This window comes from Arthrobacter sp. D1-29 (assembly GCF_054130585.1).
Map to the genome: position 1 here is coordinate 3,782,618 of NZ_CP096383.1, position 23,161 is coordinate 3,805,778.

Genomic DNA, 23,161 nt, shown 5'->3' on the forward strand with positions numbered 1-23,161 from the left:
TCTCTTCCTTTCCCGTTACCAGACGTAAGCGAGGACTTCGCCGCCCACGCCCTTCTTGCCGGCCTGCTTGTCAGTCAAGAGGCCGGAAGAGGTGGACAGGATTGCGACACCCAGGCCACCGAGCACGTGCGGCAGGTTGGTGGACTTTGCGTAAACGCGCAGTCCCGGCTTGGAAATACGACGAACGCCAGCGATGGAACGCTCACGGTTCGGGCCGAACTTGAGCTCGAGGGTCAGCTTCTTGCCAACCTCAGCGTCTTCTTCTTTCCAGGAGGCGATGTAACCTTCAGCCTTCAGGATGTCGGCAACGCGTGCCTTGAGCTTGCTGTACGGCATAGTCACGGAGTCGTGGTATGCCGAGTTTGCATTGCGCAGACGCGTAAGCATGTCTGCGACAGGATCTGTCATTGTCATTGTGGGCTCTTGCCCTTCCTCATAACGGTTTCCTCGCCGCGGCATAAAGCCTCAGCGAAGGACCTTTTACGTAGTTAGATTAGTCTTCGGCCTTGAACGGGAAACCAAGCGCCTTCAGCAGCGCGCGGCCTTCGTCATCGGTCTTGGCAGTGGTGACCACAGTGATGTCCATGCCGCGGGTGCGGTCGATGGAATCCTGGTCGATTTCGTGGAACATAACCTGCTCGGTCAGACCGAAGGTGTAGTTGCCGTTGCCATCGAACTGCTTGCCACTGAGGCCGCGGAAGTCGCGGATACGGGGCAGGGCCAGCGTGACAAGGCGGTCCAGGAATTCCCACATGCGGTCGCCACGCAGGGTTGCGTGTGCACCGATGGGCATGCCTTCGCGCAGCTTGAACTGTGCGATTGACTTGCGGGCCTTGGTTACCTGCGGCTTCTGGCCGGTGATCAGGGTCAGATCGCGGACAGCGCCGTCGATCAGCTTGGAGTCCTTGGCGGCATCTCCAACACCCATGTTCACAACGACCTTCACCAGGCGGGGAACCTGGTTGACGTTCTCGTACTTGAATTCCTCAATGAGCGTGCTCTTGATGGAATCGGCGTACTTGGTCTTCAGACGAGGAACGATCTTCGTTGCCGGAGTCTCGAGAGTCTCAGTCATTAGATGTCCTTCCCGGAGCTCTTGGCCACGCGTACACGCACTTCACGCTTCACGCCATTGCGCTCCACGGTCTCGGTGCGGAAACCAACGCGGGTGGGCTTCTTGGTGGACGGGTCAACCAGAGCCACGTTGGAGATGTGGATCGAAGCTTCAACGACCTCGATGCCACCGGTCTTGGTGCCGCGCTGCGACTGACCGACCTTGGTGTGCTTGGTTACGCGGTTAATGCCTTCAACCAACACGCGGTTGGTCTCCGGGAATACGCGCAGAACCTTGCCCTGCTTGCCACGGTCGCCGCCGCGCTCAGCCTTGGCGCCAGTGATGACCTGAACCAGGTCACCCTTTTTGATCTTAGCCATGGACTAGAGCACCTCCGGAGCCAGAGAAACGATCTTCATGAACTTCTTGTCACGGAGTTCACGACCAACCGGTCCGAAGATGCGGGTACCGCGGGGGTCACCGTCAGCCTTCAGGATCACAGCTGCGTTCTCGTCAAACTTGATGTAGGAACCATCCGCACGGCGGCGTTCCTTCTTGGTACGGACGATGACTGCCTTGACAACATCGCCCTTCTTTACGTTGCCGCCCGGAATTGCGTCCTTGACGGTAGCGACGATGACGTCGCCAATGCCTGCGTAGCGACGGCCAGATCCACCGAGAACGCGAATGGTAAGGATTTCCTTAGCACCCGTGTTGTCGGCGACCTTGAGTCGCGACTCCTGCTGAATCACTATTTACTCCTTGCGTCGCGCTGGTTCTCAGACCGAAAATCTTCCTACGGAATGAGCCTTGCGGAACGGTTGATCGGGGTGTCTCTTGACCTGCCTGGATTTTGCCAGACCAGGCCTAAACGCCCGTGCCAAAAACATTTGCTTCCCAAGCCGGTCCAGGCTGACCTGGAGCGCGAGGGGGCACTATGCCGTGGCACGATTGTTTACGAGGTTGATGACGGCGCGCGAAAGGCGCCATACAAACTCAATATCCTAGCACAGTTCGGGCCAGCCCCCATATCACAGAGCCGCCACTCCCCCGCAATGCACGACGGCGTCACAGGGGGCTGTCTTTTGGCCCGCCAGGGGTGCCGCTGCACCGCAAAAGGGCCGCCGCCGTCGTGCGTTCGCGGAAGACCGTGCCCCCATGACGCCGGCGCGGGCAACCCCACGTCGTTACGCAGAAACCCCCGCTCCCATAAGGGAACGGGGGTTTCTAAGCAGTCATAACAGCAGGGCTGTTACTTGGCCTTCTCGAGGATCTCCACGAGCCGCCAGTTCTTCGTGGCGGACAGCGGGCGGGTCTCGGCGATGACAACGAGGTCGCCGATGCCGGCGGTGTTCTCTTCGTCGTGTGCCTTGACCTTGGAGGTACGGCGGATGACCTTGCCGTAAAGAGCGTGCTTCACGCGGTCTTCAACCTGAACAACGATGGTCTTTTCCATCTTGTCAGAGACAACGTAGCCGCGACGCGTCTTGCGGTAACCGCGCTGCTCAGCCGTGGCTGCGGTAGCAGTTTCCGTCACGTTCTCGTCCTTTTCACTCACTTGGCGTCCTCCTCGGTCTCAACCGTTTCAGCCGTCTCGGCCTTCTTGGTTGCTGACTTCTTGGACTTCTTTTCTTCCTTGGCTTCCACAACCGGTGCGGCAACCTCGGCACGAATGCCCAGCTCGCGCTCACGGAGAACGGTGTAGATGCGTGCGATGTCCTTCTTTACCGCGCGCAGACGACCGTGGTTCTCCAGCTGACCGGTGGCGGACTGGAAACGCAGGTTGAACAGCTCTTCCTTAGCCTTACGGAGTTCTTCAACGAGGCGCTCGTTGTCGAACGTGTCCAGCTGTGCGGATGCAAGTTCCTTGGATCCTACTGCCATTTCTATTCACCACCTTCGCGACGCAAAATGCGTGCCTTCAACGGGAGCTTGTGGATTGCCAGGCGCAGTGCCTCGCGAGCTACCGATTCTTCGACGCCGGAGATCTCAAAGAGAACCCGGCCCGGCTTGACGTTGGCGACCCACCATTCCGGCGAACCCTTACCGGAACCCATACGGGTTTCGGCAGGCTTCTTCGTCAGGGGACGGTCCGGGTAGATGTTGATCCAGACCTTACCGCCACGCTTGATGTGGCGGGTCATCGCGATACGTGCAGACTCGATCTGACGGTTGGTAACGTATGCCGGGCTCAGGGCCTGGATGCCGTACTCACCGAAGGAGACCTTGGTGCCGCCCGTAGCAGCGCCGGAACGACCCGGGTGGTGCTGCTTACGGTGCTTGACTCGACGTGGGATAAGCATTTAAGCCTGTCCTCCTTCTACTGCAACGGGTGCAGCCTCAACTGCCGGAGCCTCTGCAGCAGGAGCTGCTTCGGCGGCCGGACGGTCGGTACGACGGCGGCGGTCACCACGGTCAGCGCCACCGGGACGTCCCGGACGGTCGCTGGCACCGCGGCCACGGGACGGAGCAGCAGCTGCCTGCTGAGCCAGTTCCTTGGCGGTGATGTCACCCTTGTAGATCCAGACCTTCACGCCAATGCGGCCGAAGGTGGTCTTGGCTTCGTAGAAGCCGTAGTCGATGTTCGCGCGGAGGGTGTGCAGGGGCACGCGGCCTTCGCGGTAGAACTCCGAGCGGGACATTTCGGCGCCGCCCAGTCGACCGGAGCAGGCGATACGGATGCCCTTGGCACCTGCACGCTGCGCGGACTGCATGGCCTTCTTCATCGCACGGCGGAAAGCCACGCGGGAAGTCAGCTGCTCGGCAACACCCTGGGCAACAAGCTGTGCTTCCATCTCGGGGTTCTTGACCTCGAGGATGTTCAGCTGGACCTGCTTGCCCGTGAGCTTTTCGAGCTCGCCGCGGATGCGGTCTGCTTCTGCGCCACGGCGGCCGATAACGATGCCGGGACGTGCCGTGTGGATATCCACGCGGACACGGTCACGGGTGCGCTCGATCTCAACCTTGGCGATACCGGCGCGCTCCATGCCGACAGACATGAGCTGGCGGATACGGATGTCTTCGCGAACGAAGTCCTTGTACCGCTGTCCGGCCTTGGTGCTGTCAGCGAACCAGTGCGATACGTGATCGGTGGTGATGCCGAGTCGGAACCCGTGCGGGTTTACTTTCTGTCCCACTTAGCGAGCCTCCTCTTTCTCCGGGGTAGCGACTACCACGGTGATGTGGCTGGTGCGCTTCTTGATCTGAAATGCACGACCCTGGGCACGCGGCTGGAACCGCTTCATGGTCGGGCCTTCATCAACAAACGCTTCGCTGATGATGAGGTCACCTTCGTCAAACGCCACGCCGTCGCGGTCCGCGAGGACCCGGGCGTTGGAGATTGCCGACTGAACTACCTTGAATACCGGCTCCGAAGCTGCCTGCGGGGCAAACTTCAGAATTGCCAGAGCCTCATTCGCTTGCTTACCACGAACAAGGTTGACGACGCGCCGGGCCTTCATAGGCGTTACGCGGATGTGACGCGCAATTGCCTTGGCTTCCATTGCTTTCCTTCTCTCGTCTTGACGTAAGTGCAGGCGCCTAGCGGCGCTTGCCCTTACGGTCGTCCTTGACATGGCCGCGGAATGTCCGCGTGGGAGCGAATTCGCCGAGCTTGTGCCCGACCATCGACTCAGTGACAAACACCGGGATGTGCTTGCGTCCGTCGTGCACGGCGATCGTGTGCCCGAGCATGTCGGGGATGATCATCGAACGGCGGGACCAGGTCTTGATGACGTTCTTGGTGCCCTTTTCGTTTTCCCTGGCTACCTTCACAAAGAGGTGCTGGTCAACGAAAGGACCTTTTTTCAGGCTGCGTGGCATGTGTCCAGGCTCCTATCGCTTGTTCTTGCCAGTACGACGGCGACGAACAATAAGCTTGTCGCTCTCTTTGTTGGGACGCCGGGTGCGGCCTTCCCGCTTACCGTTCGGGTTGACGGGGTGACGTCCACCGGACGTCTTACCCTCGCCACCACCGTGCGGGTGGTCAACCGGGTTCATCGCGACACCACGGACAGTCGGGCGAACGCCCTTCCAGCGCATGCGGCCGGCCTTACCCCAGTTGATGTTCGACTGCTCGGCGTTGCCGACCTCGCCGACGGTAGCGCGGCAGCGCACGTCAACGTTGCGGATTTCGCCGGAAGGCAGACGCAGCTGGGCGAAGCGGCCTTCCTTGGCTACGAGCTGGATCGATGCGCCGGCGGAGCGGCCCATCTTGGCGCCGCCACCCGGACGCAGTTCAACTGCGTGGATAACGGTACCTACCGGGATGTTGCGCAGGGGCAGGTTGTTGCCAGGCTTGATGTCAGCGTTGGCACCTGCTTCTACGAAGTCACCCTGGGACAGCTTGTTCGGGGCGATGATGTAACGCTTGGTGCCATCAACGTAGTGCAGGAGGGCGATGCGAGCCGTGCGGTTCGGATCGTACTCGATTTCGGCAACGCGGGCGTCAACGCCGTCCTTGTCGTGGCGACGGAAGTCGATCAGACGGTACTGGCGCTTGTGTCCACCACCTTTGTGACGGGTTGTGATCTTACCGGTGTTGTTACGGCCGCCCTTTTTGGGCAGCGGACGTACCAACGACTTTTCCGGCGTCGACCGCGTGATTTCGGTGAAGTCCGCTACGCTCGAGCCACGACGGCCCGGGGTAGTCGGCTTGTATTTACGGATTCCCATAATTTATTTCCTCGTTAAAGTGGTCTCCGCTACGCGAGCGGACCGCCGAAGATGTCGATAGTGCCTTCTTTGAGGGTCACAATGGCACGCTTGGTGTTCTTGCGGGTACCCCATCCGAATTTGGTGCGCTTGCGCTTACCGGCACGGTTGATGGTGTTGATCGATTCGACCTTGACGGAGAAAATCTTCTCCACGGCCAGCTTGATCTCGGTCTTGTTCGAGCGGGGGTCCACCAGGAAGGTGTACTTTCCCTCATCGATCAGGCCGTAGCTCTTTTCCGATACGACGGGTGCAAGCACGACGTCGCGCGGGTCTTTGATGGTGGCTGCACTCACTTGGCATCCTCCTCGTTCTTTGCCACTGCCTTGTCAGCAACGAATGCTTCGTAGGCAGCCTTGGTGAAGACAACGTCGTCAGAGACGAGAACGTCGTAGGTGTTCAGCTGGTCTGCGTACAGAACGTGAACACCGGCGAGGTTGCGCACGGACAGTGCTGCAACGTCGTTGGCGCGCTCGATGACAACCAGCAGGTTCTTGCGCTCGGAAACTCCGCGCAGCGTTGCCAGTGCGTTCTTGACGGACGGCTTGGTGCCCTCCACCAGTTCGGCAACAACGTGGATGCGGCCGTTGCGTGCCCGGTCAGACAGTGCGCCGCGCAGGGCAGCAGCAATCATCTTCTTGGGGGTGCGCTGGCTGTAGTCACGCGGTGTGGGACCGTGGACAACGCCACCACCGGTCATGTGAGGTGCACGGATTGAACCCTGACGGGCGCGGCCGGTGCCCTTCTGCTTGAACGGCTTGCGGCCTGCACCGGAAACTTCGGCGCGGGTCTTGGTCTTGTGGGTTCCCTGGCGGGCAGCAGCGAGCTGGGCAACGACGACCTGGTGCAGCAGCGGCACGTTGGTCTGAACGTCGAAGATCTCTGCAGGCAGGTCAACCTTGACAGTGCTAGTCATTTAACTAGGCTCCCTTCACTGCGGTGCGTACGAGTACGACCTGGCCGCGGGCGCCGGGAACGGCACCCTTGATCAGGAGCAGCGACTTCTCAACGTCAACCGCGTGGACCGTGAGGTTCAGCGTGGTGTGACGAACGGCGCCCATGCGGCCGGCCATTTTCATGCCCTTGAAGACGCGGCTCGGGGTGGATGCGCCACCGATTGAACCGGGCTTACGGTGGTTCTTGTGGGCACCGTGGGAAGCTCCAACGCCGTGGAAGCCGTGACGCTTCATAACGCCGGCGAAGCCCTTACCCTTGGTGGTGCCAATAACGTCGATCTTCTGGCCGGCTTCGAAGAGCTCAACAGAAAGCTCCTGGCCCAGCTCGTAAGAGTCGGCATCTGCAGTGCGCAGTTCGACGACGTGGCGGCGAGGAGTGACGCCTGCCTTTTCAAAGTGACCAGCCAGCGGCTTGGTGACCTTGCGGGGATCGATCTGGCCGTAGCCGATCTGAACGGCGACGTAGCCATCGGTGTCTGCGTTGCGCAGCTGGGTGATGACGTTCGAATCTGCCTGGACCACAGTGACGGGGATGAGCTTGTTGTTCTCGTCCCAGACCTGGGTCATGCCGAGCTTCGTGCCCAGCAGGCCCTTTACATTACGGGTTGCGGTCATAGTCTCTCAGCACCTCCCTACAGCTTGATTTCGATGTTCACGTCTGCCGGCAGGTCGAGACGCATGAGCGAGTCAACAGCCTTGGGCGTGGGATCGATGATGTCGATAAGACGCTTGTGCGTGCGCATTTCAAAGTGCTCGCGGCTGTCCTTGTACTTGTGCGGAGAGCGGATTACGCAGTAAACGTTCTTCTCCGTCGGCAGCGGCACGGGGCCCACTACCGTTGCGCCTGCGCGCGTGACCGTCTCAACGATCTTCCGTGCTGAAACGTCAATGACCTCGTGGTCGTATGACTTCAGCCGGATGCGGATTTTTTGTCCCGCCATGTCGCCTGACTCTCTTTCAGTCTGTGCTTCCCCTGGTTGGGGCTGCCCTGTTCACTTACCCGTTGTATGGCTGCCGAAGCAATTGAGGTCGTAACCACCATCCGCCGCACAAACTGAATCCGGAAGAATCCGGGTTCCTCACCTTGCCGGCGCAACCGACCCCCGCGGTCGGGCGTGTCGCGTTTGGCACGCAATACAAATCCGCAGTTCCATGGGGAGTGGGTTATGTTTGGTCTTCCACTTGGACCCTGACACCCGGCATTATCCGGATCGGGACGCGAAGAAGCGCTTGAACAACTCATCTAGTATGCCGGATATTATCCGGAGAAGCCAATCAAGGGTTTGGCGGGGCCTGAAACGGCGGCACGCCCCGGAACCCAGCTTGCGCCGCCGTCGGCCCCGAGAGTCATTGCCTTCAGCAACGTCCGAATGGATGATAGGGGCATGACAGTGGAAAATGCTGTTTCCGTCACCGAACTGGCAGGGCGGATCCCGCCCTCCTTCACCCTTGGCGTGGCCGCTGCGGCCTTCCAGATTGAGGGCGCGCTGGCCGCGGACGGACGTGGCCCGTCGGGCTGGGACGCCTTCGTCGAGAAGCCTGGTGTCATTGTTGATGGACATTCGCCGGCGGTTGCCTGCGACCATTACAACCGCTCCCACGAAGATGTGGCCCTGATGCGCGAGCTGGGCATTGATTCCTACCGCTTCTCCATCTCGTGGCCAAGGATCCAGCCTGACGGCCATGGCGCATTCAACGAACAGGGCCTGGACTTTTACGACCGCCTCATCGACCAGCTCCTTGAAGCAGGCATCTCCCCCATGGCTACGCTGTACCACTGGGACACCCCCCTGCCCCTGGAGCATCGTGGCGGGTGGATGAACCGGGCCACAGCGGAGAGGTTTGCCGACTATGCCGCCGCTGCCGGCCGGCGTTTTGGCGACCGCGTAGACCAATGGGTCACCCTCAACGAGCCTGCCTCGGTGGTGCTCAATGGCTACGCCCTGGGCGTTCACGCTCCCGGGCGCTACCTGCTGTTCGACGCTTTTCCCGCCGTCCACCACCAACTCCTGGCACACGGTCTTGCTGTGCAGGCGCTCCGCTCCGAAGGTGTCAGCGGCGGCATCGGCGTGACCAACCTGCACTCCCCCGTCCGGCCGGCCTCACGGAACATTGCCGACAGGGTGGCAGCAAAAGTCTTCGACCTTATGCTGAACCGGGTCTATGCCGACCCCATCCTGCTGGGCCGCTACCCGCGCTCCCTGCTGTTTGCCAAGCCGTGGATGCGCTCGTTCGGCAAGATACCCGAGGACGATCTTCGCACCATCCATCAGCCCGTGGACTTCTACGGCGTGAACTACTACCAGCCTGTGAAGGTAGCGGCCGGGCAGGGTACCGGTGAGGACCTCACCGTGCCGGCGGAAGCTATGGTTCGGATACCCGCCCACCAGGTGCCGTTCGACGAGTACGAGACAACGGGGTTCGGTTGGCCGGTGGCTCCAGAACATCTGGGGATCCTGCTGCGTGAGCTGAAGGACCGCTACCGGGATGCCCTGCCGCCCATCTACATCACGGAAAGTGGCGCCAGTTTCCCTGAACCCGAGCACGTCACTGGCCCTGTCCAGGACCAGCAGAGGATCGATTATCTTGCGCACCACATACGCAACGCACTGGAAGCGACGGCTCCCGGTGGAATTGCCGCAGACGTGGATCTGCGCGGCTATTACGTCTGGACGCTGATGGACAATTTTGAGTGGGCTGCAGGATACTCCCAGCGCTTTGGCCTGGTGCACATGGATTTCGACAGCCTGGAGCGCACCCCCAAGGAATCGTTCTACTGGTACCAGGCGCTCTGCCTTGCACGGAGGTCCGTGGCTGACTGAGCCCGGCGGCTCCCGCTATTGGTTTTTGTTCGCCCGGTTGATGCGCTTGGCGCGGTCAATCTCGTTGCGGAAATGCTTCTTGGCCCAGAACACACCGGCCACTACTGCCACTGCCACAATCAGAAAAATAAGCCATCCCATGATGAGCTCCTCTCGGTCAGCCAACACTATCAGGGCCGGCTGAACGGCCCGCCGTCCGGCAGCCGAGGCGGGGACTGCTGTTGATCCGGCTGCTGAGGAGCGGGCAGCTGAGGAGCGTGCAGCTGAGGAGCGGGCAGCTGAGGACCGGGCTGCACTGGTCCTGATGGCTGAGGGCCGGACTGCTGAGGCCTCGGCCGCTCAGGCCCCGGCTGCTCAGGCCAGCCGCCGTCTACTCCGGAGCCGCTTCCCATGGCTTCGCCTTGGCTGGCGACGCTTCCCCTGTTCAGTCGCCACACCGCAAAGGCAATCAGGCCGACGGCGATGAGCGCCAGGAGCGCAAAGGTGTAATGGCGCATCGCCCACAGGATACACACGGCCACTCCTGCAGCACCCCACCAGACGAACAGCCGCTCCCCCAGCCCAAGACCCACCATCAGGAGAATGGCCAGAAGGACCAGGACCCACAACTGTTGTCCGCCGGTGCCGCCGAAAATCACGCCAAGGCCGCTCAGCGAGAGAAGTCCTGCACCCGCAGCCACCAGCATTCGCCCAGCGGTCCGATGACCCGCGCCGTAGCGGAGGGCGCCCAGGCCCGACGCCAACAGCACATACCACTGCGCCGCCCAGAACGCGTTGGGCATGCCCCCGGCGAGGCGGTCATAGCCCGGTTGAGCGTCCAGCTCAAAGATCGCAGCGCGCTGCAGGGCAGCCGTCACCACCAGCGCGCCCACCTCCGCGGTTATCCTCCGCGCCCTTGGCGGCGCTTCGTAGCAGGAGATTCCGACGGCGGCAGCCAGCGCGGCTGCGCTGGCCCAGGACGTGATGTCGCCGGGTGCGCCGGCCGCGGCAACGAGGCACAGAGCCAGTAGCGCGGTACCGGCCAGGGACCAACGACGTACGGGGTCACCCTGCAATTGGTCCTGCCGGTAGAGCCTTACAAGGTACGAGGCGGCAGCGGCTGTTCCTGCCCCGGCCAGCCAGGGCAGGAACGTGCCCCACTCTCCGGAGGTTCCTTGGAGGGCCGCCGTGGCCAGGGCGACACCACCGCCGAGTCCCGCTGCCGCGGCGGGTGGATAGAGGAACGGATACCCCTCCAGATGCGAGGCAGCAAAGCACACGGCCGCAAGAACCAGCAACGCCGTACCAGGCAGCCAGTCTGCTGCCACGGTTGATACAGCCAGACCGGAAAGTGTGAACGAGCCGGCGGTCCAAAGCCACAGCCATTGTTCCGCGCCGGGAAGCGTAAGGTTTCGCCGGCGGCTTGCAACACCGGCACAAGTTGCCAGCAGCGCCCCCGAAAGCAGGACCAGCGCCGTCCCTGTGTGGTCCAGTACCGGTGACGCGGGCGGCCTTCCACCAAAGCTGAACAGCGGGCCCAGCGTGAGAACGCCGAACAATGCCGCGTAAAGGCCGAAATATACGGAACCACGCGCAGCGAAGAAGATCCGTGCGCCAAGGGCGGAGACCAGAAGCAGCAACAGCTCCAGGAGAACGAGCCAACGGCCGCCGTCGTCGTCCTGGGTCAGTGCCCGGGCAGGGGCGGCCTGGATGACGTAGGCCAGCGGCAGCAAGGTCTGTCCTGCCAACGTAATCCACACTGCGGCCTGCTGGAACGGAACGTCGGCCAGCCGTTTCCTCATGAACCAGCGGATCACGTGCTGGGCGGCAAGGACCAGCGCGAAGGTCAGGGAAACGGCGGTGAGGGAAGCCGTGAGGTCGTAACTCAGCAGCACCGCCAGGCCCGCCGTCAGCACTCTGGCCGCAACGAAGTACCACCCTTTGTACGCCCGCTGGTGTTCGGCCACCACCATCACTGTGCTGAAGACAGCGAAAATGAACAGCAGCAGTTCAACCTGCAGCAGCTCTCCTCCGGTAACGGCCAGCAGCGAGCCGAAGGCAACGGGTGCGATCCAGACGGCCCCGGCTTCGGCCCTGAGGACGTACGCGGAGCCAGCGGCGCACAATGCCACCAGAATTGCCCCGGAAATAGCCTGTACTCCAGCGGGATCCTGCAGCGCCAAGCTTCCACAGGCCAGCACCTGCACGGACAGGACGGCACCGGCATCTGCAAGGATCCATCGCGGGGCATGTCGCCGGGCAACCGCAATCAGGGGCATTGCCAGCTGCAGGGCCAGCACGGCAATCATCACCGACGCAGGGCGGATCACTTCCCCGGCAACGGTGACCACTACGCCCTCCTGCTGCAGCTGACCAAAGGCGGTGAGAGCAAGGAGCGTTGCTGCCCCGCGTCCCAGCCAAAAGTACGCCCAGCGGTGCTGACGCTGGCGTAGCCGAAGGGCTGTGGCAAACAAATAGCCACCCACCAGCACCAGCGCAGCATTTCCGGCCACGTGGGAGACGGTCAGGAAACCGAGACTCACGGCCACGGCGGATACCGCCAAGGGCACAGCCTCCCAAGCCGTGGGTTTCCGGTCAGGCTCGGAGGCAGGCCGCGGCATCAGCAGCCAGCCGATGGCCAGAGCGGCAAGCAGCTGGATCACGATCCCGGATGCCGCCAGGCCGGTGTCCGGAGCTGAATCAGCCAAGGCAAGGCCGGCTAAAGACAGCGACCCTGCGGCGGCGAGAACGGCAAGGCTCGCTTCCGGCGCCAAGGTCCGCACCCCCCTTCTCTGCAGGAGTGCCGTCAGCAACTGCTGGCATACCAGTGCAACCAGCAGCCCGAAGAGAATACCCGCGCTCCGCTCCGGGACGTCTGCTGTCAAGGCCGCAACGGCAAAGGGCACAGCCAGGGTGAATGCAGTACGGGCGGAGAGCACCAGTCTCCCGCGCACCCTGCCTGCAGCAGGGATTGCTCGGACCGCCCAGAACGCCGACACGAGGACAAGCATTGCGGCCAGCGGCCAGGCGCCCAGGATGAAACCCGACAGCCCCGCCGTGGCAAGGGCAGCAACGGGAGCCCCCTCTGCCCGCCCGGCCAGCCGCCATGCCAGCACCATGCTGGTGCCAAGCGCCAGCAGCATCGGTACCCACAAGGGAAGGGAGCCGCCCGCTGCTGTACCGCCATAGCCAAGAAGTCCAGAAGTGATGCCATGGACGGCAAGTCCCATCGTCACCAGCAGTTGACCTCCGAAAGTCAACAAAGCGTCCAGGGACCAGCGGCCGTCTTCCCGCCTTGCCTCGCCGGCTGTTCCGTTCTCCCCTGCCTGCAGCGCTGCCTGATCCCTTACGTGATTCCCTGCGTGAGCCCCTGTGTGAGCCCTTGCGTGGGCCCCTGCGGGAAACCAGGCCCCGAGCCGCACCTGGGCGAGCGCTACGGCCATTGCCTGGACAGCGAGCAGGCCGGCGGCAGTCAGCAAGGCATCAGAGCCGCGACCGGTCAGATGCCAGACCCCAACGGCGGCGGCGAGGGTCAGGGAAATTCTCGCGGCGTAGACATTGGCCAGCCGCAGCCGCCCGGGCACAGCAGCCATGAGGGCGAAGTAGACGCCGCAGAGAGCCATGATATAGGCATACCCGGCTGCCCCCAGGAGCAGAGGGACGCAATTCACAGCCAGGGCCACCGTGGGAACCACAAGCGGGTGGAGAACCGCCAAGGGCCTGACGTATACCGGTGGAAGCCAGCCTGGGCGTGACAGCGCCAGGACGGTCAGCAGCACCGCCACTGCAATCATGGCCCCGAAGTACCAAGCCAACGCGCCGCCGAGGACACTGACGCCGGACCAGGCCAAGGAGCCGGCAAAGGTGAGGGAAAGATAGACCAGTACCCGGCTCTCGAGTCTGACGGCTGCCACCACGTAGGCTGCGGTCCCGATCAGGGAGGTGATAAGCCAGGCGATCGGCCCCTGTTGCAGGACGAAGTTGTAAAGCGCCAGTCCTGTCACAGGAATCAGCGCCAAGCCGGTCCCCGCGAAGGCAATGGCTGCAGGCTTGAGCCGCGCCACCCGTGCATGGAGAACGAAGCCGGCTACGTAGAACATGGCAGTAACCGTGCAAACGCCCAGGAAACGGAACATGGGCGGAAGGTTGGCTCCGATGAAAAGCGCGGCGGCAGCCACCAAGAGGAGGCTGGCCACATACAGGGTGATATTGATGTTCTGGCGGTCCCGCCTTTCCCGACGCGCCTGGCGCTCGGCGGGCGTCTCTACCGGAGGCGGCGCGAAAGCCGGTACTGGCAATGTGCCAACCTGGCCTGCCGGAGGTTGGAAGGGCAAAGGCGGTACTGCGACGGCGGGACGAATGGTCTCTTGCCGCACTGCACGCTGTCCTGGGGATGGCCATGGAACCGCCGGGGGCGTCGCAGCGGGTTGGGCAGTTGGTTCGGAAGTGGGTTGGGCAGCAGCGGCCGGATGAAATGCCGGCGGGCGGGCGGGGATAACTGTAGCCATGGCATCCACCCAGCCTTGCAAGTGCCCGGCGCGATAGCCTGCCTCGTACGATTCGTCCCTCATGGGTCTCTCTCCCGGTGCAGGCGCTTAGCGCAATTAATCCAATGAGTGGATTAATTGTAGCAAAGAACAGCCCCGCTGCACCAGCAGCGGGGCTGTTCCTTACCTCAGGTCAGCCGTCACACGGCAAAACCCGTCGGAGATCTAAACGCAGATCAGCAAGTGACTACTTGATGATCTTGGTAACGCGTCCTGAACCAACCGTGCGGCCGCCTTCGCGGATAGCGAAGCCGAGGCCCTCTTCCATGGCGATGGGCTGGATGAGCGCAACGGTCATCTCAGTGTTATCGCCAGGCATAACCATTTCCGTGCCTTCCGGCAGGGTGATAACGCCGGTTACGTCCGTGGTGCGGAAGTAGAACTGCGGGCGGTAGTTGGAGTAGAACGGGTTGTGACGTCCGCCTTCGTCCTTGGAGAGGATGTAGACGTTAGCCTCGAAGTCAGTGTGCGGGGTGATGGAACCCGGCTTGACGACAACCTGGCCACGCTCTACGTCATCACGCTTCAGACCGCGGAGCAGGAGGCCACAGTTCTCGCCGGCCCATGCTTCGTCGAGCTGCTTGTGGAACATCTCGATACCGGTAACCGTGGTCTTCTGGACCGGGCGGATGCCGACGATCTCGACCTCGGAGTTGATGGCGAGGGTTCCACGCTCGGCGCGGCCCGTTACAACGGTGCCACGGCCAGTGATGGTGAAGACGTCTTCGATCGGCATCAGGAAGGGCTTGTCGCGGTCACGAACGGGGTCCGGAACCGAGTTGTCAACAGCTTCCATGAGGTCCTCGACGGACTTGACCCAAACGGGGTCGCCTTCGAGTGCCTTCAGGCCGGAAACGCGAACAACCGGAGCGTCGTCGCCATCGAAGCCCTGTGCGCTGAGGAGCTCACGAACTTCCATTTCAACGAGGTCCAGGAGCTCTTCGTCGTCAACCATGTCCGACTTGTTCAGAGCAACCAGCAGGTAGGGAACACCAACCTGGCGGGCGAGCAGAACGTGCTCGCGGGTCTGAGCCATCGGGCCGTCAGTGGCGGCAACCACGAGGATTGCACCGTCCATCTGTGCAGCACCGGTGATCATGTTCTTGATGTAGTCAGCGTGACCCGGAGCGTCTACGTGTGCGTAGTGGCGCTTCTCGGTCTGGTACTCAACGTGGGAGATGTTGATGGTAATGCCGCGCTGACGCTCTTCGGGAGCAGAGTCAATAGACGCGAAGTCGCGCTGCTCGTTGAGAGTCGGGTACTTGTCGTACAGCACCTTGGAAATGGCGGCCGTCAACGTCGTCTTACCGTGGTCAACGTGACCAATGGTGCCGATGTTAACGTGCGGCTTAGTCCGCTCGAACTTTGCCTTTGCCACAGGTTCCTCCTAGAACGTTTTCAAAAGACTTACCCTTCGGCCGCGCTTGTCGCGGCAGAAACTCAGGCAAGTCTACTTGGGGGGCTTTGGATTGGTGAAATTGCAGATTCAGGAACTAATACTAGCCCCTAGAGCCTGTTCGTGCAGACGGCCGGAGCCCGGCTTGACCGGACTGCATCCAGCCGGAGTCCGGCCATCTGCACCAGGCGTGCTTCCATCAGTCGGAAGCGCACCCGAGTTTGTTCGCTGCAAAAGTCCTAAGGACTATTCGCCGCGGTTCTTCTGGATGATCTCGTCGGCAACTGCCTTCGGGACCTCGGCGTAGCTGCTGAAGGTCATGGAGAAAACAGCACGGCCCTGGGTCTTGGAGCGCAGGTCACCGATGTAGCCGAACATGCCGGACAGCGGGACGTGCGCACGGATGACCTTGACACCCTGTGCATCTTCCATGGACTGCATCTGGCCACGGCGGGAGTTGAGGTCACCGATAACTTCACCCATGTATTCCTCAGGGGTGCGGACCTCGACATCCATCAGCGGTTCGAGCAGGACAGGGTTCGCCTTGCGTGCGGCTTCCTTGAAAGCCATACGCCCGGCGATCTTGAACGCCATTTCCGAGGAGTCAACATCGTGGTACGCGCCGTCAATCAGCGTGGCCTTGATGCCAACAACCGGGTAGCCGGCCAGGACGCCGTCGTTCAATGCATCCTGGATGCCAGCGTCAACGGACGGGATGTATTCGCGCGGAATACGGCCACCGGTGACCTTGTTTTCGAACTCGTAGAGCTCGCCGTCCGCGGTGTCCAGGGGCGCAATTGCGATCTGGATCTTTGCGAACTGGCCGGAACCACCGGTCTGCTTCTTGTGCGTGTAGTCGTGACGCTCTACAGTGCGCTTGATGGTTTCGCGGTAAGCCACCTGCGGCTTGCCGACGTTTGCCTCGACCTTGAATTCGCGGCGCATGCGGTCCACCAGGATGTCCAGGTGGAGCTCGCCCATACCTGCGATGATGGTCTGTCCGGTGTCTTCGTCAAGGGAGACCTGGAAGGTCGGGTCCTCGGCGGAGAGCTTCTGGATGGCCGTGGAGAGCTTCTCCTGGTCACCCTTGGTGTTCGGTTCGATGGCAACGAAGATCACGGGCTCCGGGAAGCTCATGGACTCGAGCACGATCTGGTTGCTGGAATCGCACAGGGTGTCACCCGTGGTGGTGTCCTTGAGCCCGATGGCTGCGTAGATGTGGCCGGCGGTAGCGCCCTCAACGGGCATTTCCTTGTTGGCGTGCATCTGGAACAGCTTGCCGATGCGCTCCTTCTTGCCCTTGGTGGAGTTGACCACCTGGGCGCCCGCTTCAATGTGACCGGAGTACACGCGGATGAAGGTGAGCTGGCCGAAGAACGGGTGTGCAGCGATCTTGAACGCGAGAGCTGAGAACGGCTCATCGGAAGACGGCTTGCGCGTCAGTTCCTTCTCTTCGTCGCGGGGATCGTGACCGATCATCGGCGGGACGTCAAGCGGGTTCGGCAGGTAGTCAATAACCGCGTCCAGCATCGGCTGAACGCCGCGGTTCTTGAAGGCGGAGCCACAGAAGACCGGGTAGAGCTCGGAGTTGATGGTCATCTTGCGGATGCCAGCCTTGAGCTCATCGATGCTCAGCTCTTCGCCCTCAAGGTACTTCTCCATGAGGTCCTCGGTAGCCTCGGCAACGGTCTCAACGAGCGTTGCGCGGTACTCCTCGGCCTTCTCGCGAAGGTCCGCGGGGATCTCCTGGATTTCGTACTTGGCCCCCATGGTGACGTCACCCTTGGAGTCGCCAGGCCAAACGAGCGCACGCATGTAGAGCAGGTCGACGACGCCGATAAAGTCGTTCTCCGCACCGATGGGCAACTGCATAACGAGCGGCTTGGCGCCCAGGCGGCTGATGATGGTGTCTACGGTGAAGTAGAAGTCAGCACCCAGCTTGTCCATCTTGTTGACGAAGCAGATGCGGGGGACGTTGTACTTGTCAGCCTGACGCCAAACGGTCTCAGACTGCGGCTCAACGCCTTCCTTGCCATCGAAAACAGCGACAGCGCCGTCGAGGACGCGCAGGGAGCGCTCAACCTCAACGGTGAAGTCAACGTGGCCGGGGGTGTCGATGATGTTGATCTGGTTGTTTTCCCAGAAGCAGGTCACGGCGGCAGACGTGATGGTGATGCCGCGTTCCTTTTCCTGTTCCATCCAGTCGGTGGTCGAAGCGCCGTCGTGCGTTTCGCCAATCTTGTGGTTCACACCTGTGTAGAACAGAATGCGCTCGGTGGTGGTGGTCTTGCCGGCATCAATGTGGGCCATGATGCCGATGTTGCGGACCTTACTAAGGTCGGTAAGCACGTCCTGTGCCACGGTGTCTCCCTTTCGGATGGACTGCACGTTCGCCGCCGGCTCGTCTGAGCCGGCGGCGTCCGGGAAGTATTACCAGCGGTAGTGTGCGAAGGCCTTGTTGGACTCGGCCATCTTGTGGGTATCTTCGCGACGCTTCACAGCGGCTCCGAGACCGTTGGAGGCATCCAGGATTTCGTTCTGGAGGCGCTCGGTCATGGTCTTCTCGCGGCGGGCCTTGGAGTAGCCAACCAGCCAGCGCAGTGCGAGGGCGGTGGAGCGGCCCGGCTTGACCTCAACCGGAACCTGGTAGGTTGCGCCACCAACACGGCGGGAGCGGACCTCGAGGGAAGGCTTGACGTTCTCCATGGCCTTCTTGAGGGCGGCAACGGGATCGCCGCCGGACTTGGCGCGGGCGCCTTCGAGTGCACCGTAAACGATACGCTCGGCAGTGGACTTCTTGCCGTCAACCAGCACCTTGTTGATGAGCTGGGTGACCAGCGGGGAGCCGTAAACGGGATCTAGTACGAGCGGCCGCTTGGGGGCCGGACCCTTGCGAGGCATATTACTTCTTCTCCATCTTTGCGCCGTAGCGGCTGCGGGCCTGCTTACGGTTCTTTACACCCTGGGTATCAAGGGCGCCACGGACGATCTTGTAGCGGACACCCGGAAGGTCCTTCACGCGGCCACCGCGAACGAGCACAATGGAGTGCTCCTGCAGGTTGTGGCCTACACCGGGGATGTAAGCGGTGACTTCAACGCCACCGTTGAGGCGCACACGGGCCACCTTACGGAGAGCCGAGTTCGGCTTCTTCGGGGTGGTGGTGTAAACGCGGGTGCAGACACCGCGGCGCATCGGGCTGCCGTTAAGCGCGGGAGCCTTGGTCTTCTTGACCTTAGGCGTGCGGCCCTTGCGGACCAGCTGGTTAATCGTAGGCACTCTCGTGTTCTCCGTTTTATCCGGAGTGACCGCTTCCGGCCACTCTCCTGTTGCGTTGCCCCGCCGCCCTGGCTTTGAAGAATTCTCCAGAGCAGCTGAGGCGAAGCCTTAATAGTCGGATCCATCCCCAGGGCTACCGGACTCGCATCTCAAAGTTCCCTAGGCATGCAAAAATGTGGCATACGTTGCACAAGAACCCTGCAAACCGGAAACGTCGCTCTGGTTCAGCCTTTCAGCTGCAACCGGCGCACTCATCCACTGCCACAATAACAATTGGTAACAAGTCTAACATGGTCTGCCGCCACGCCTTAATCGGCCCCCACTCCCCCAACTAACTGGCAGTTGACGTCGTGAAACGGGCGAATGAGGACATCAACTGCGAGTCACTTGGGGTAAGCGGAAGGCCCCGCCTCCTGGCTCTTTTCTCGAGCGTGGGAGGCGGGGCCTTTCAGCAGTCCAGCAGGGCTTCCCTAGCGGAAGTCGCTGCCCAGATCGTAGTCATCCAACGGGATGGCGTGGAACTCGGGAGCTCCGTCACCTCCGAGGGTGTCGTACGAGAAGTCACTGAATGCGCTGGGGCCGGTGAACAGGTTGGCCTTTGCTTCTTCAGTGGGCTCCACGGTGACCTCGGTGTAGCGCGGGAGACCCGTGCCGGCCGGGATCAGCTTACCGATGATGACGTTCTCCTTGAGGCCGAGCAGCGGATCGCTCTTGCCTTCCATGGCCGCCTGCGTCAGGACGCGGGTGGTCTCCTGGAAGGAAGCTGCCGACAGCCAGGACTCGGTGGCCAGGGAAGCCTTGGTGATGCCCATGAGTTCAGGACGCCCGGAAGCCGGAGTCTTGCCCTCGGACACAACGCGGCGGTTGGCATCCTCGAAGCGGCTGCGCTCGGCGAGCTCGCCGGGCAGCAGATCCGATTCGCCGGACTCGATGACCGTGACGCGGCGCAGCATCTGGCGGACGATAACCTCGACGTGCTTGTCGTGGATACCGATGCCCTGGCTGCGGTACACGCCCTGGACCTCGTCCACCAGGAACTTCTGCGCGGCACGGGGACCCATGATGCGCAGAACCTGCTTGGGATCCACCGGACCGTTGATGAGCTTCTGGCCCACCGTGACGTGATCGCCATCCTCGATGAGGAGGCGTGAACGCCGCAGTACCGGGTAAGCGATCTCTTCTGATCCGTCATCCGGAGTGATGACCAGGCGCATCTGGCGCTCGGACTCTTCGATGGCGATGCGGCCGGCTGCTTCAGCAATCGGTGCAACACCCTTCGGAGTACGGGCTTCGAAGAGCTCCTGGATACGGGGCAGACCCTGGGTGATGTCGTCGCCACCGCTGGCGGAAACAGCACCACCGGTGTGGAACGTACGCATGGTCAGCTGGGTACCCGGCTCACCGATGGACTGTGCAGCAATAATGCCGACTGCCTCACCGATGTCCACGGTCTTGCCTGTTGCCAGCGAACGGCCGTAGCAGAGGGCGCAGGTGCCGACGCTGGACTCACAGGTGAGTACGGAGCGGACCTTGACCTCGGTGATGCCTGCCTTGAAGAGCTCGTCGATCACGACGTCGCCGCAGTCGGTGCCGCCGGCTGCAAGGACATTGCCCTTGGAGTCAACAACATCAACGGCGAGCGTACGGGCGTAAGCGCTGTTCTCGACGTTCTCGTCCAGGACGAGTTCACCGTTGGAGTCAGCGACGGCGATGGCCGTCACCAGCCCACGCTCCGTACCGCAGTCCTCTTCACGGACGATGACGTCCTGGGACACGTCCACCAGACGACGGGTCAGGTAACCCGAGTTGGCGGTACGCAGGGCGGTGTCAGCCAGACCCTTACGGGCACCGTGCGTGGCGATGAAGTATTCCAGCACCGACAGGCCCTCACGGTAGGAGGACTTGATGGGACGCGGGATAATTTCACCCTTGGGGTTGGCCACCAGGCCACGGATACCCGCGATCTGACGGACCTGCATCCAGTTACCACGTGCACCCGAGGACACCATGCGGTTGATGGTGTTCATCGGCGACAGGCTGTCGCGCATCGCCTGGGCGATCTCGTTGGTTGCCTTGTTCCAGATCTCGATCAGTTCCTGGCGACGCTCGTCGTCGTCGATCAGGCCCTTGTCGTACTGGCCCTGGATCTTGGCAGCCATGGTCTCGTAACCGGCGAGGATGGCCGGCTTGTCCTTGGGTACCTCGATGTCCGAGATGGCAACGGTCACGCCCGAGCGGGTGGCCCAGTAGAAACCGGCATCCTTTAGGTTGTCCAGCGTTGCGGCCGTAACAACCTTCGGGTAGCGCTCGGCAAGGTCGTTGACGATGCGGGACAGTTCGCCCTTGTCGGCAACGTCCTCAACCCACGGGTAGTCCTCGGGCAGGGTCTCGTTGAAGAGGACCTGGCCCAGGGAGGTTTCAACGAGGGCAGGCTGACCCTGCTCCCAGTCCTCCGGAGCTTCCCAGCCGGGGTAAGGGACAAAGCCCTCAAGCCGGATCTTGACCTTGGAGTTCAGGTGCAGTTCGTGCAGGTCGTAAGCCATGATGGCTTCCGCGACAGAACCGAACACGCGGCCCTCACCGGCTGAACCGACACGCTTGGTGGTCAGGTGGTAGAGGCCGATGATCATATCCTGCGAAGGCAGGGTCACCGGGCGGCCATCGGACGGCTTCAGGATGTTGTTCGAGGAGAGCATCAGGATGCGTGCCTCAGCCTGGGCTTCGGGGCTCAGCGGCAGGTGGACTGCCATCTGGTCGCCGTCGAAGTCTGCGTTGAACGCGCCACAAACCAGCGGGTGAAGCTGGATTGCCTTGCCTTCAACAAGCTGCGGTTCGAACGCCTGGATGCCGAGGCGGTGCAGGGTAGGTGCACGGTTCAGCAGCACCGGGTGTTCGGTGATGATTTCCTCGAGCACGTCCCAAACCTGCGGACGGTAGCGCTCGACCATGCGCTTGGCCGACTTGATGTTCTGCGCGTGGTTGAGGTCAACCAGGCGCTTCATCACGAACGGCTTGAAGAGCTCCAGCGCCATCTGCTTGGGCAGACCACACTGGTGCAGCTTCAGCTGCGGGCCGACGACGATGACCGAACGGCCGGAGTAGTCAACGCGCTTGCCAAGGAGGTTCTGGCGGAAACGGCCCTGCTTGCCCTTGAGCATGTCGCTCAGGGACTTCAGCGGACGGTTGCCGGGCCCGGTGACCGGACGGCCGCGGCGGCCGTTGTCGAAGAGGCTGTCAACAGCTTCCTGAAGCATGCGCTTCTCGTTGTTGACGATGATCTCCGGAGCACCGAGGTCAAGCAGGCGCTTGAGGCGGTTGTTGCGGTTGATCACGCGACGGTAGAGGTCGTTGAGGTCGGAGGTCGCGAACCGGCCACCGTCCAGCTGGACCATCGGGCGCAGTTCCGGCGGGATCACCGGGACGGCGTCAAGTACCATGCCGAGCGGGCTGTTGTTGGTGGTCAGGAACGCGTTGACCACCTTCAGGCGCTTCAGGGCGCGGGTCTTGCGCTGGCCCTTGCCGTTGGCGATGATGTCGCGGAGCAGGTCAGACTCGGCCTGCATGTCGAAGCTCTCAAGGCGCTTCTTGATGGCCTCGGCACCCATGGAGCCTTCGAAGTACATGCCGTAACGGTCACGCAGCTCGCGGTACAGGCCTTCGTCGCCTTCAAGGTCGGCGACCTTGAGGTTCTTGAAGCGGTCCCAGACCTGCTCGAGGCGCTCGATCTCGGCGTCGGCACGCTTGCGCACGTTGGCCATCTGGCGGTCAGCGGAGTCGCGGGCCTTCTTCTTGTCGGCAGCCTTGGCACCTTCACCCTCGAGGCGCGCGATCTCATTTTCGAGGTCACGGGCGATCGTGGCGATGTCGGAGTCGCGGTTGTCGATCAGCTGCTTCTTCTCGATGTCGTGCTCAACCTGCAGGTTGGGCAGTTCCTCGTGGCGGCTGTCGGCGTCGACGCTGGTGATCATGTAGGCAGCGAAGTAGATAACCTTTTCGAGGTCCTTCGGCGCCAGGTCAAGGAGGTAGCCCAGACGGGAAGGAACACCCTTGAAGTACCAGATGTGAGTGACCGGGGCGGCCAGCTCGATGTGGCCCATGCGCTCACGGCGGACCTTTGCACGGGTGACCTCAACGCCACACCGCTCGCAAATGATGCCCTTGAAGCGCACGCGCTTGTACTTACCGCAGTAGCATTCCCAGTCACGGGAAGGGCCGAAGATCTTCTCGCAGAAGAGGCCGTCCTTCTCGGGCTTGAGCGTGCGGTAGTTGATGGTTTCCGGCTTCTTAACCTCGCCGTAAGACCAGCCACGGATGTCTTCCGCGGTGGCGAGGCCGATCTGCATGAGGCCGAAGGAGGATTCGCTGGACATATGGTCCCTGTTCTCTCTTGTTCTCTAAATTCTGAAGTCTTGGGTGC

At 62.0% G+C, this 23,161-nt stretch carries 23 protein-coding genes; 1 reads left to right on the plus strand and 22 read right to left on the minus strand.

The window, feature by feature from the left end; translation table 11 throughout:
- Window positions 1-15 precede the first annotated feature (15 nt).
- The 15 genes from rpsH to rpsJ all read right to left on the minus strand — a co-directional run bounded on the left by rpsH (window position 16) and on the right by rpsJ (window position 7,664).
- The gene (rpsH, locus tag M1E17_RS17035) at window positions 16-414 is read right to left on the minus strand and encodes a 30S ribosomal protein S8 (protein ID WP_018773673.1); all 399 of its coding nucleotides are present in this window, start codon (window positions 412-414) and stop codon (window positions 16-18) included.
- 79 nt (window positions 415-493) lie between these two features.
- Window positions 494-1,075 (minus strand): 50S ribosomal protein L5, encoded by a 582-nt coding sequence (gene rplE, locus M1E17_RS17040; RefSeq protein ID WP_307073859.1) that lies wholly within the window; start codon window positions 1,073-1,075, stop codon window positions 494-496.
- Window positions 1,075-1,434: a 50S ribosomal protein L24 gene (gene rplX, locus M1E17_RS17045; protein ID WP_056626626.1), complete on the minus strand. Its 360-nt coding sequence runs from the start codon at window positions 1,432-1,434 to the stop codon at window positions 1,075-1,077. The genes rplE and rplX overlap by 1 nt, the downstream gene beginning before the upstream one ends.
- 3 nt (window positions 1,435-1,437) lie before the next feature.
- Window positions 1,438-1,806, minus strand: coding sequence for a 50S ribosomal protein L14 (gene rplN, locus M1E17_RS17050; protein ID WP_024366126.1), 369 nt, complete (start codon window positions 1,804-1,806; stop codon window positions 1,438-1,440).
- Between the two features lie 500 nt (window positions 1,807-2,306).
- Window positions 2,307-2,612, minus strand: a complete 306-nt coding sequence (gene rpsQ, locus M1E17_RS17055) for a 30S ribosomal protein S17 (protein WP_104042537.1) — start codon at window positions 2,610-2,612, stop codon at window positions 2,307-2,309.
- Complete coding sequence (gene rpmC, locus M1E17_RS17060; RefSeq protein WP_267275872.1) at window positions 2,609-2,938, minus strand: 50S ribosomal protein L29; 330 nt, start codon at window positions 2,936-2,938, stop codon at window positions 2,609-2,611. The genes rpsQ and rpmC overlap by 4 nt, the downstream gene beginning before the upstream one ends.
- A gap of 2 nt (window positions 2,939-2,940) precedes the next feature.
- Window positions 2,941-3,357, minus strand: a complete 417-nt coding sequence (gene rplP, locus M1E17_RS17065; RefSeq protein WP_013601829.1) for a 50S ribosomal protein L16 — start codon at window positions 3,355-3,357, stop codon at window positions 2,941-2,943.
- The gene (gene rpsC, locus M1E17_RS17070; protein ID WP_267275873.1) at window positions 3,358-4,191 is read right to left on the minus strand and encodes a 30S ribosomal protein S3; all 834 of its coding nucleotides are present in this window, start codon (window positions 4,189-4,191) and stop codon (window positions 3,358-3,360) included. It abuts the gene before it with no gap.
- On the minus strand, window positions 4,192-4,557 hold the full coding sequence (rplV, locus tag M1E17_RS17075; protein WP_003803798.1) for a 50S ribosomal protein L22: 366 nt from the start codon (window positions 4,555-4,557) through the stop codon (window positions 4,192-4,194).
- A gap of 37 nt (window positions 4,558-4,594) precedes the next feature.
- The gene (rpsS, locus tag M1E17_RS17080) at window positions 4,595-4,876 is read right to left on the minus strand and encodes a 30S ribosomal protein S19 (RefSeq protein WP_003803803.1); all 282 of its coding nucleotides are present in this window, start codon (window positions 4,874-4,876) and stop codon (window positions 4,595-4,597) included.
- Between the two features lie 12 nt (window positions 4,877-4,888).
- Window positions 4,889-5,728, minus strand: coding sequence for a 50S ribosomal protein L2 (rplB, locus tag M1E17_RS17085; protein ID WP_011692806.1), 840 nt, complete (start codon window positions 5,726-5,728; stop codon window positions 4,889-4,891).
- 29 nt (window positions 5,729-5,757) lie between these two features.
- Complete coding sequence (gene rplW / locus M1E17_RS17090) at window positions 5,758-6,063, minus strand: 50S ribosomal protein L23 (protein ID WP_011692807.1); 306 nt, start codon at window positions 6,061-6,063, stop codon at window positions 5,758-5,760.
- Window positions 6,060-6,683 (minus strand): 50S ribosomal protein L4, encoded by a 624-nt coding sequence (gene rplD / locus M1E17_RS17095; protein WP_108599009.1) that lies wholly within the window; start codon window positions 6,681-6,683, stop codon window positions 6,060-6,062. Before rplD ends, rplW begins: the two co-directional genes overlap by 4 nt.
- Before the next feature lie 4 nt (window positions 6,684-6,687).
- Window positions 6,688-7,338: a 50S ribosomal protein L3 gene (gene rplC, locus M1E17_RS17100; protein WP_104136690.1), complete on the minus strand. Its 651-nt coding sequence runs from the start codon at window positions 7,336-7,338 to the stop codon at window positions 6,688-6,690.
- 17 nt (window positions 7,339-7,355) lie between these two features.
- Window positions 7,356-7,664 (minus strand): 30S ribosomal protein S10, encoded by a 309-nt coding sequence (rpsJ, locus tag M1E17_RS17105; RefSeq protein ID WP_003803825.1) that lies wholly within the window; start codon window positions 7,662-7,664, stop codon window positions 7,356-7,358.
- Between the two features lie 444 nt (window positions 7,665-8,108).
- Here rpsJ and M1E17_RS17110 point away from each other — a divergent pair, with 444 nt between their 5' ends.
- Window positions 8,109-9,545, plus strand: a complete 1,437-nt coding sequence (locus M1E17_RS17110; protein ID WP_457963143.1) for a GH1 family beta-glucosidase — start codon at window positions 8,109-8,111, stop codon at window positions 9,543-9,545.
- A gap of 15 nt (window positions 9,546-9,560) precedes the next feature.
- Here the strand turns inward: M1E17_RS17110 and M1E17_RS17115 are convergent, their stop codons facing one another.
- The 7 genes from M1E17_RS17115 to M1E17_RS17145 form a co-directional block, all read right to left on the minus strand.
- Complete coding sequence (locus M1E17_RS17115) at window positions 9,561-9,686, minus strand: hypothetical protein (protein ID WP_267275875.1); 126 nt, start codon at window positions 9,684-9,686, stop codon at window positions 9,561-9,563.
- 29 nt (window positions 9,687-9,715) lie between these two features.
- Window positions 9,716-13,822, minus strand: a complete 4,107-nt coding sequence (locus M1E17_RS17120; RefSeq protein WP_457963144.1) for a hypothetical protein — start codon at window positions 13,820-13,822, stop codon at window positions 9,716-9,718.
- Between the two features lie 436 nt (window positions 13,823-14,258).
- Window positions 14,259-15,449 (minus strand): elongation factor Tu, encoded by a 1,191-nt coding sequence (gene tuf, locus M1E17_RS17125; protein WP_267275877.1) that lies wholly within the window; start codon window positions 15,447-15,449, stop codon window positions 14,259-14,261.
- Between the two features lie 264 nt (window positions 15,450-15,713).
- Window positions 15,714-17,828: an elongation factor G gene (gene fusA, locus M1E17_RS17130; RefSeq protein ID WP_267275878.1), complete on the minus strand. Its 2,115-nt coding sequence runs from the start codon at window positions 17,826-17,828 to the stop codon at window positions 15,714-15,716.
- Window positions 17,829-17,897: 69 nt separating this feature from the next.
- The gene (gene rpsG, locus M1E17_RS17135; RefSeq protein ID WP_011692813.1) at window positions 17,898-18,368 is read right to left on the minus strand and encodes a 30S ribosomal protein S7; all 471 of its coding nucleotides are present in this window, start codon (window positions 18,366-18,368) and stop codon (window positions 17,898-17,900) included.
- A gap of 1 nt (window position 18,369) precedes the next feature.
- Complete coding sequence (gene rpsL, locus M1E17_RS17140) at window positions 18,370-18,744, minus strand: 30S ribosomal protein S12 (protein WP_011692814.1); 375 nt, start codon at window positions 18,742-18,744, stop codon at window positions 18,370-18,372.
- A gap of 470 nt (window positions 18,745-19,214) precedes the next feature.
- Window positions 19,215-23,114 (minus strand): DNA-directed RNA polymerase subunit beta', encoded by a 3,900-nt coding sequence (locus M1E17_RS17145; RefSeq protein ID WP_457963145.1) that lies wholly within the window; start codon window positions 23,112-23,114, stop codon window positions 19,215-19,217.
- Window positions 23,115-23,161 lie beyond the last annotated feature (47 nt).